At 55.9% G+C, this 9,661-nt stretch carries 6 protein-coding genes; 2 read left to right on the top strand and 4 right to left on the bottom strand.

Features of this window, described 5'->3' with window-relative positions:
- Together xerC and AACQ38_RS22965 are read right to left on the bottom strand one after the other, a co-directional pair.
- A partial coding sequence (xerC, locus tag AACQ38_RS22970) for a site-specific tyrosine recombinase XerC (protein WP_165579155.1) occupies positions 1–1,035 on the bottom strand: 1,035 nt, incomplete at its 3' end.
- The gene (locus AACQ38_RS22965) at positions 1,022–4,336 is read right to left on the bottom strand and encodes a CHC2 zinc finger domain-containing protein (protein WP_165579154.1); all 3,315 of its coding nucleotides are present in this window, start codon (positions 4,334–4,336) and stop codon (positions 1,022–1,024) included. The genes AACQ38_RS22965 and xerC, both read right to left, overlap by 14 nt.
- 99 nt (positions 4,337–4,435) lie before the next feature.
- On the opposite strand from AACQ38_RS22965, the gene AACQ38_RS22960 reads away from it, so the two are divergent.
- Positions 4,436–4,834: a helix-turn-helix domain-containing protein gene (locus tag AACQ38_RS22960; protein WP_165579153.1), complete on the top strand. Its 399-nt coding sequence runs from the start codon at positions 4,436–4,438 to the stop codon at positions 4,832–4,834.
- Positions 4,835–4,908: 74 nt separating this feature from the next.
- Positions 4,909–5,151, top strand: coding sequence for a SymE family type I addiction module toxin (locus AACQ38_RS22955; RefSeq protein ID WP_165579152.1), 243 nt, complete (start codon positions 4,909–4,911; stop codon positions 5,149–5,151).
- A 47-nt stretch (positions 5,152–5,198) separates the two neighbouring features.
- Here the strand turns inward: AACQ38_RS22955 and AACQ38_RS22950 are convergent, their stop codons facing one another.
- The gene (locus tag AACQ38_RS22950) at positions 5,199–5,582 is read right to left on the bottom strand and encodes a hypothetical protein (protein ID WP_165579151.1); all 384 of its coding nucleotides are present in this window, start codon (positions 5,580–5,582) and stop codon (positions 5,199–5,201) included.
- The coding region (locus AACQ38_RS22945; protein WP_445260635.1) for a hemagglutinin repeat-containing protein at positions 5,583–9,661 on the bottom strand (4,079 nt) is incomplete at its 5' end. It abuts the gene before it with no gap.

The raw sequence follows: 9,661 nt of genomic DNA, 5'->3' as shown, positions 1-9,661 counted from the left end.
CTCATCGGCGTCGCGGACTTTTTCGTCGGCCATTTGCTCCGCCGGATGCGTACTGGCGTGTACCGCCTGCAAGGCCCGGATAGAGACCTGCGTATACACCTGGGTGGATTCCACGCTGGCATGGCCTAACATGGCCTGTATCCAGCGCAGGTCCGCGCCGTTCTCCAGCATCTGGGTCGCCATCGCATGCCGGAACAGGTGGCAGGCACCTTTTTTCTCAATGCCGGCGGCCCGGATATAACCGCTCACGGCATGGGTGATACCGTTCGGCTGCAACCCGTCGAGACCGTCCATTGCCACGAACAGCGACTGGATGTCCGGGGTGACCAGCAGTTGCGGGCGAACCTGTTGCTGATAGAACTGGAGCCAGTTTAAGGCCCGTTCGCCGAGGGGCAATACCCGGTCTTTATTCCCCTTGCCCTGCCGGATGGTCACCGTTTTGCGTGACCCGTCAATGCTGTAGATATCGAGCCGGGCCGCTTCACTGCGTCGTATCCCTGTTGACCAGAGCAGCTCCATCAGGGCCCGGTCTCGGGCACCCTGCAACGTATTCGGGTCAGGCAGCGACAGGATATGCTCGATTTCATCAATGCTCAGGATATACCGCGGCAGGCGTTTTTCTTCCCGCGGCAACTCAATGTCCGCTGCCGGGTTCGCCAGTATCAGGTTCTGTTTCGTCAGCCATTTGAACCACACCTGTAACGGCTGCAACTGCGTGCGCTGGGTGCGGATGCTCAGCGGCTCTCCGTTGGTCTTGCGGTACTGGTACAGGTAGCGCTGGTAACGCTCCAGTATCGGCCGCGTGATGTCCGCGGCATAGTACAGGCCCCGGTCCGTGGCCCACAGGATAAAGTGATAGGTGTGATGGGTCTGCACTTTCAGCGTGGTTTCCGACCAGTTCCGTTCCTGCCGCCAGGCCACGAAGCGCAGCAGCAGCGCATACAGGCTTTTTGGGTCATGCGCCGGCCCTACCGGCTGACGATAGACGTCATCGACGGTCAGGAGACTTCCTTTGCGCGGTTTACGGTTTGCCATGATTGACCTCCGGTTGAGATTGAGGGGTGGACGCAGACAAGGGGCGCGTTTTCTTTTTTCCTTTTATCACGGTGTCTTCCGTTACCCCGACTTGCGGTACGCTGAACCCGTGTTCTGCCTGCCCGGATGGGGATTTTTTCACCCCAGACTTAGCCCGGACCTGGCCCAGACTTGAGACAGGCTTGCGTTCATTTAAGTCAGACTTGCTTTCATGACCTGTCGGGACGGCTGCCGGCGGTTTATTCCTGTCGGGTACAGGCAATGCGTCTCCGTGATTATTTTCCCTGATAACTGCGTTTTCATCTGCCCGGACTTGTGCCCCCGCTGGCTCTTGTGCTGTCCGGGCTGACGCGGGTTTTTCTTCCCCAGACTCAGGCCAGACTTGCCCCGGACTTGGGGAAGACTTATGACCTTCCGGGTCAGACTTGCGTTCACTGCCGGCGGTTTCTGAGTCCGCTTCTCCGACATCCAGCAGGCCGCACAGGTGGACTGCGCCGTTGTCTTCTCCGTCCCACAGCAGTTCATAATGCAGCAGGTGCCCCCGGCTGCCGCCATGCAACAGCAGGTATTCCATTTCCGTCAGTCGTTGACAGTGGTTTTTGAGCTGGCTGTCGCTCCAGTGGGTAAAGGCGCGGATATCCCGCCGGGTAAAGCGCACTTCATTTGGCTGGCAGTGCTGGATTTGCGCCTGTTCGTTCACCATCTCTTGTATCAGCAGTAACAGCTTGCGCGTCTGCGGCGGCATTTCATCCAGCGTGCGCCCCAGCACTTCATGCGCCAGCCGGTTGGCGAGGGCAATATCGTCCTGGGTGACTTCGATATATTCGATGACCTGTCCGCGGTGGGTCGTTTTCTTCACTTCACGTTGATACTGGTACAGCAGGGCAATGGCCTGTATCAGCGTCAGGTATTTCATGTGGTCGCGCCGCATCCGGGTTTTGTCTGACAGGAACGTCAGTTGGTGGGCGTAAGGATTGACCACTTTCAGCGGCCTTAACAGGCGCTGGGCGTTCTGGTGCAGTTGAGTCAGATAGCCTTTCTCCGAGTCAGCCAGCAATCCGGCCAGCGTCTGGCGGTGCCGCTGCATGGCGTGGATAGCCTGCGTCTGCTCGCGCGATTCGTTGACCGTCAGCACCAGACAGCGGTTCAGCAGCTCTTCATCCACATCAATGGCGGTGGTCGTTAACATCAGCATCACCGGACCCTGTACTTTGTACTCCCGCGTCACCAGTTCGCCGCTCTGTTCGTTCTTGCCGGTGCTGGCGATTTTCAACTCGCCGTCCGACTGCAACAGTTTCAGGGCATAGGCCGCCTGCCGTACGCCTTCTTCTTCGGCTATCGCCAGTATCTTGTGTTGCAGGCTGGTTTCTCCCAGATAGTAGAGGCTCTGCCCAGTCATTGCCGAGTACTGGATACGCTCCTCTTCCGGCATCAGGTTCAGCACCGCCTCCATCAATGACGATTTCCCGGCAGCGGAACTGCTTTGTATCAGCACGGCCAGCGGTTTATCGAGTTTGCGCGAGACTGCCGCCAGATACCCGGTCAGCAGATTGGTCGATTCGCCGACCACCCCGCAGGCGGCCATGTCGTTGATAATCTGTTCTGTTAAGTTCGGTGATGTCAGCAATGCCAGCGCGGCGGCTTCGTCTTCCGCGCTGACCGTCACCGCCGTTGTCCCTGACGCTTCGGCCTCCGCCTGCTGTTCAGCATCCTGTTGCTGCTCCAGCATCAGCAGCATCCGCCCGGCTTCACGTTTAATCACCGACAGCTCGCATTCCAGCTCTTGCGCCGCCGTGCTGATGTAGTTCTGACGATGCCGCGCGTGATACATGTCCAGCGTATCCACATGGAACAGGCCGGACGTTTCATCCCGCACCTGCACATTGACTTTCATCACATCCGGCACCGGGGATTTTTTCATTCCCCGTATCCGCCAGACCCGGGGGCCGCTTTTCATCAGCAGTTCACCGCAGGCCGTGCGCTCACAGAGCACGGGCGCAACAGTCAGCGCCGGCGGGGCGGCTAAGGCAGCCGGTTTAGCCACATCGGCATTGTGAGGCTTTTCCGTCACACCCGGCGAGACGGGCCGCTCATGGCTGAACACCGCGCCCGGTGCCGTTCCCTGTCCCAGCCAGACCGCCTGTTGCAACGCCAGCCCCAGTGCATGTTCGGCGTTGCCGCTTTTGACGGCATAGTCATTGGCATCCATGCCCGGCGGGAACTGCACCCGCCATGCCTCGATACCGGCTTCCAGTAAATCAGCCGCCACATTAGCCGCGCCACGGTCTCCGGCCTCGTCCCGGTCAAAGGCAATCAGCACCCGCTTCACGCCGTGATACTGCAAGGCTTCGAGATGCTCACGGTTAAACCCGTTCACCCCGAACGCGGCGATCACGTTGCGGAACCCGGCACACCAGAAGGTCATGGCATCGATCAGCGCTTCGCACAGGATAATTTCCGCAGCGGCTTTCATCGCTGCCTCATTCCAGACCCCGGCCAGTGGTGAGGACAGGTACAGATGCTTCGGGCTGTCTTTCAGCACTTTGTAATCCGGCTGGGTTCGGCGGCCATACAGTTGCAGCACCCGCCCGCGGCTGGCCACACTGGCCGATTCGGCCCAGCCGATTATCGGCACCACGACACAGCCCCGGAAGTGGTCCTGCCGGGTGGTGGTACGCAACACGCCCAGCCCCGACAGCTTGCCGCGCAACTGCTGACCTTCCTGACTGTCTTTGGACGGCAACAACCCCGCGGAACCGCTGATACCGTGATGACCCGCATACCCCAGTTTAAAGTGGCTGACCAGTTCAGGATGGTTCAGCCCGCGCCGCTCCAGCCAGGCTTTGGCTTCCGGTGACGCCAGTAAGTGCTGATGATAAAAATCAATCACCTGATGCAACAGCGCCTGCCCGTCATCGTCCAGGTCGGCCAGTTTCGGGCGCGGCAGAGGTGCCGCCTGTGATCCCGGCGGGGCGGCTAAAGAAGAAGCGGCCACAACTGCATTGTCCATATCCGGCAACCCGGCCAGCTCCCGCAGCCGGCGGATAGCGATTTTCAGCGTCACCCCTTCCGTTTGTATCACCCAGTCCAGCACCGATCCCGCTGCGCCACAGCCAAAGCAGTGATACAGGTTCTTGGCCGGTGAGATCACCAGTGAAGGGGTTTTCTCATTGTGGAACGGGCAGCGCAGCACATAATCCTCACCGCGTTTTTTCATCGGACGGCCTTGCTTACGCACCAGCCCCAGCAACGAGACGGTTTGCTTTAAGCGGGCTAAATCGGTATCGGGAACATGGGTCATAAGTCTTTCCTTTTGAACCTTGTCAATAGACATGTTTGCGATATATAATAATCGCATTAAAGAGACTTTACAACAGCCAGCTAAAAAGGAAGGGGTACAATGGCGGACATTTGTGTTTTGCAAACAGGTATTGATATGTCCGTATTTTCTGAACGGCTTAAGATGCTCAGAGAAGCTCGGGGATTAACCCAGTCGCGGCTTGCCGAGATGATTGAGGTACTGCCCAGAGTGTATAACCGTTGGGAACGGGGACACATCGTTCCTCAACTGGAATCCCTGATTAAGCTGGCTGATGTTTTACAGGTTTCTCTCGATGAACTGGTTGGCCGCCGCGAGACCAGCAAAGATGTGAAGATACGTAACCACATATTGCATGAACTTTGGGAACAGGCTGATTCGTTATCCGATGAGGAGCAAAAAGCGTTGATTATGGTGATTGACAGTTTTGTTACCAAGTCAATGATGGAAAAAGTTGTTATGAAGAGCGCCAAGCGCTGAGATGACGCGGCTACCATGAGTTCGCACCTCATGATAGCCGCTGACCACACAACCAACTATGTAGGAGTTGATTTATGGCTGAACGCGATTGTAATGTAAATTCAGGCGGTTCGAAAGCGCAACGCCGCTATAAAGTCGGCTATATCAGCCGATGTCACGCCGACCGACACACTGGCATGACCCGTTATTACAGCCAGCATCCCAGCCTGCACCTTAAAGGCAACTGGCTGCAAGAAGCGGGCTTTGCCACCGGGCAGCCGGTGAACATCACCGTTGAACGGGGGCAGCTGATTATCCGGCTGGTTGAGAATGATTGACCGCTAAAAGGAGATCCCAGCGCTTAGCTGGGATCAGTATTTATTGATTACCACCACTTAGGATAATCATTAAATGCCTCGTACAATGCACATTTCGACTCATCGGTTAGCTTTTCTCTTCCTTTTGCTGATGTGATATAGCCATCTAGATTTTCTTTGGCACATGACCATTCAAGTAAGTCCTGAACAGGGTTTAATAGCAATTCAAAAGCCCCATTCATATCTTTAAGACGAGCTATATCATTTCTACGTAAGTTGTCGATAAATGAGTCAAAACATTGACATTCTATCCATAGCTGCATATTCACGTCTAAACTATATCCAAATTTATCTACTCGGATTGTAAGATTAAATTTCATTGACGGTACATGCTCATCAAGCTCTATTACATCTAATGTAATGTTTATAGGGTTTTTAATTTCTATATCCATTTAATGTGCTCCTACATAACGGGCATGGATGATCGTTGGCAACTCAGTTGCTGTTCGTGGTGGTTTAATTTCTAGTTGCCAGCCATCTACAGTAATTCTCTCACCATATGGCATTTTGTTTTTTGTGGCAGTATTTACAGCAGATTGGAAACTTCTTAGTTCTTGTTGACTAGCCAGTCTCACGGCTTCAGGCGTATGCGTAACAGCTTTTGATGCTGCGTACTCCACCATATGTTCGGTAGCATTTCCATGTACCCATACTTTCTTTCCGTTCGGTAATGACATTTCAAAAGATTTAGGAATTACGGATCCAGGATACATTGGCTGAGTGCCTTTAATGGAATCGAAAACAGTTCCTGTTGACAACTCACTATTCTTCGCAACATTTTCTGTTTTTCCATTCGACAATGACTTCCCATCAAACTTACCAACCGGATGCTCAACATTCGTCACCGTGCCCTTATCCTTCGGACTAAATTTCCCTTCTCCTACTTTCCATTGCGGTGATGAACCTTCTGCTTTGCTACCCGAAACAGGATTTTTAGCCAGTGCCAAGAATGCCTTAGCCGCCACATACTGCATCACCTTCGCTTCACTGGTCGGCACACCGCTGGCCACAATTTCAGCCGCTTTCTCCGGCGTCATTTTTTCATTGGACATCACCACATCTAACGGCACACCGAAGAAGTTCCCCCACGCCACAATCAGCCCTCTGGCCGGATCTTGCCCTTCCGGGTGCGTGCCTCTCGCTTGTTTCGCCAACGCTTCCGACAATTCATCCGGGGTTGCCCCTTCCCTGAGCATTTGCATGGCGAGTGAACTCTGTGCCCGACCGTAATCCGCCATCCCTTTGGGCAAGCTCAAAGCATTATTCTCAATTGCATTCTTCCCTGCCTGCGCCCCGGTAACGGCGCTGGCGGTGGAATCACCGGCAATACCGCCTGCCAGTCCTGCTGCCAGGGTGGAAAGGGTACTGATAGTTTGTTTTTGTTCCTCCGTTAACTCATTGACTTTGGCCCCATCACCGTAAAGTTGCTTAATCAAGACCTGAGCGGCCAGCTCACCCGAAGCCGCACCGGCTGCCCCTGATAGGGCATTATTACCGCTCACCTCGGCCGCCACCGCGCCTAAAATCGCATGGGCCAACGTATTGGTGGCAATATCCACCTGATGGGTTTGTGGGTCGGTGGTCAGCTCTTTTATCACGCCCGCCAGATACGGTGAAGCGCCCCCGGCCAGCGCCTGACCGAGATTGTTCCCAGCCAAGCCCTGAATCGCTGCCGTAGCAGCCTGTAAGGCTTTCTGATAGGTTCCGCCGGTCCCCAAGCCCGAGTCATTCAGTGCCTGCGTGTAAGCGGTGTCATAAACTTGCTTATTGATATCCGCCGAAGTCGGGTGTGGATTGCCACTGTCGACCAGTTTTTTTCTGGCTGCCTCTTTGTCCGGTTCACTGATATGATTCAGTTTCGCTTTCGCCGCTTTGGTGGCGATAATTTTCCCTTCCGTACGGGCTATCTCGGTCATCTGGGCGCTGAGTTCGCCAATCAGTTGCGCCTGTTTCAGCCGTTGCTGCTCTTTTTCCTTATCAAATATCGGACTCAGGACATTGGCGGCGTTATCGGTATCGCGACTTAAGTTCGCGACATCCTGCGTCTGGTGCGCTTTATCCCGGATAATCAGATTGCCGTCACTGACCGCAGCGTGCGTGGTGCTGCTGTCATGGCCCTGGTTATTGGAACCCATCAGCCCATTGACCGCCAGATTATTGAGAACCTGACCGGCGGTCGGTTGGCCGAGGCTGATGCCCGCACTTTGTTGCTCAACAGTAAAGTCCGCTTGATTTTTAATATCCTTGAAGCCCAGCGTCCCGGTGTTCAGGGTATTTTTGGCTTTGTCGGCGGTACTTGCTATCACCGCACCGTCCAGTTGGGTGTGGTCACCGACATTAACCTGATAGCCGCCTTTGCCAGCAAACAGCCCGGTCTGCTCCTGCACGCTGTCATAGTTGCTGTGCAGTTTATTGCGGCTGGCATTGAGGCTCGCGGTACCGTTAGTGAAGGGGCCCACGGTGGCACTGACGCCCGCGCTGGCATTCTGTTGTTTGCTGTCATAACGCTGGCTGTCCTGCTCGCTGCTTAATGTCAAATGACGTTTCACGTCGGCGGTAATCTGCTCGCCGCTGACCTGAGCCCCTTTCAGCGTGGTGTCCCGGCCACTGTTCAGCCCGACGGTCTGTCCTGCCTGTAATGTGGTGTTAGTATGACTGACGCCGTTGCCGTTTTCACGGCCGTTGCCCCGACTGACATTGGCCGAGACGCTCAGGCCGGTACCTCCCGGTCCCGCGGTCAGGCCCATGCCCAGAGAGCTGCCGTGGCTGCTGTTTTTGCCGGTCGTCTGTTCGGTGTTCTGGCTGGATGAAAGCTGAATATCCCGGCTGGCATTGAGTTGCAGGTCTTTACCCGCCTGTAACTGGCTGCCCTGAATACGGATATCGCCATTCTGGCCTGATGCGCCTTTGCTATCCCCTTTGGCGGTTATATTGAGGTTATCCCCGGCAGCGAGATGGCTGCCCTGTTGAGTGGTCTGGCGGTGCTGCTGTTCTGAACGAGAGGATTGCCGACCGTAGGACAGGCTCACCCCGGCCAGGTTGCTATTGCCTTTGTCGTCACTGCCCTGAGCTTCCGCCAGTCGGCCAGCCTGCACCGCTTGCACTCCGCTGAGGGCGGCTTGAGTGTTTTGCAGGGCTTTCACTCGCGGGTCACTTTCAGTGCGGGCGGTTCTGGCTGTTTGCACCGCGCTGTTGACGGCCCCGCCTGCTGTGCCACTCAGCGCCACGGTTAAGCCGCTCTGTTTTTGTTCGGTTTTTGTCGTGGTGTGATGGCGGTTTTCCGCACTGGTGATATCGACCTGTTGACCAGCGAGCGTCAGGTCTTTACCGGCAATCACCTCACTGCCGTGAACCCGGAGCTGTTCTCCGGCGTTGAGGGTGACATTGCCCTGACTGCTGCCGATTGTGCTGCCTTTGCTAAGCTGGCGGTCACTGTCGGTGGTGGTTTTCTGGCTGGCTTTGCCTAAGGTGAAACCCATGCCGCCGGTTCCCATCAGGCCGGATTTTTTCTCCTGTCGCAAATGGGTTTCATCGTGCGCTTCCGCGGCGGTGGTAACAGTCAGTTGATGACCGGCGTTCAGGCTGACATCCTGCGTACCGGCGACATTGCTGCCGCGGATATTGAGGTCTTTTCCGGCCTGTATGTTGACTTTATCGCCACTGAATGTGGTACTGAGCGCCTGTCGGTCATGCACTTCATCGTGGGTTTCCACTGACGATTTCGACAGCCAGCCTTTGCTGGTTTGCTTGCTGTGCTCCACTAAGTCGGATGAGGCGGTCCCGGTGGTCAGCGTCAAGTTATGCCCGGCTTGCGCCGTCAGGTGTTGACCGGCGTTGACATGGGCGGCGGTGGCGTTCACGTCATGCCCGGCTTGCAGGGTCACCTCACCGGCACCGGTTATCTGGCTGCCGATATCCTGTTGCTGGGTCAGATGGCGATAGTTATCTTTCCCCCAATTCCCTTGCTCTGTGCGGCGCGTGCTTAAGGCGTCCAGCGTCAGGTTATGGCCTGCCGTTATCTCGGTGTGACCGTCTTTACCGGCGTTTTTGACGTCACTGGCGGTTAATTGCACATTGTTAATGGCGCTCAGCGATAAGGTGCCGTTATCGTTCTGCACATAGATGCCTGCCGGACGGTCCAGCCAGCGGTTAGCTTCATCCCCGCGCACCGTTGATGCGCTGGTGATATCCCGGCCTTTCAGAGTCACCCGGTCATCCCCCTGAATCTGGCCGCCCCGGTTGGTGAGCGTCTGTTGGGCCGTCACATCCACTTTGCCGCCGCGAATAAAGCCGCTGTTGGTCAAATTGTTGGCGGTCAGTTGGGTGACGTCACGCCCGCTGATGGTGCCGCTGTTGGTGATATCGCCCTGACTGTTGAGCGCCACGGTATTCCCGGCGAGTAAACTGCCATCACTGCGCAGGTCGCCCTGACGGACGCGCGCATAAACCTGCGGCACGGTGACCACCTCGG

Origin of the sequence: Photorhabdus sp. RW14-46 (assembly GCF_963887965.1) — a bacterium.
Taxonomy (GTDB): Bacteria; Pseudomonadota; Gammaproteobacteria; order Enterobacterales; family Enterobacteriaceae; genus Photorhabdus; species Photorhabdus laumondii.
The sequence above is the reverse complement of the archived record's forward strand: the minus strand, read 5'-3'. Positions and strand labels throughout refer to the sequence as shown.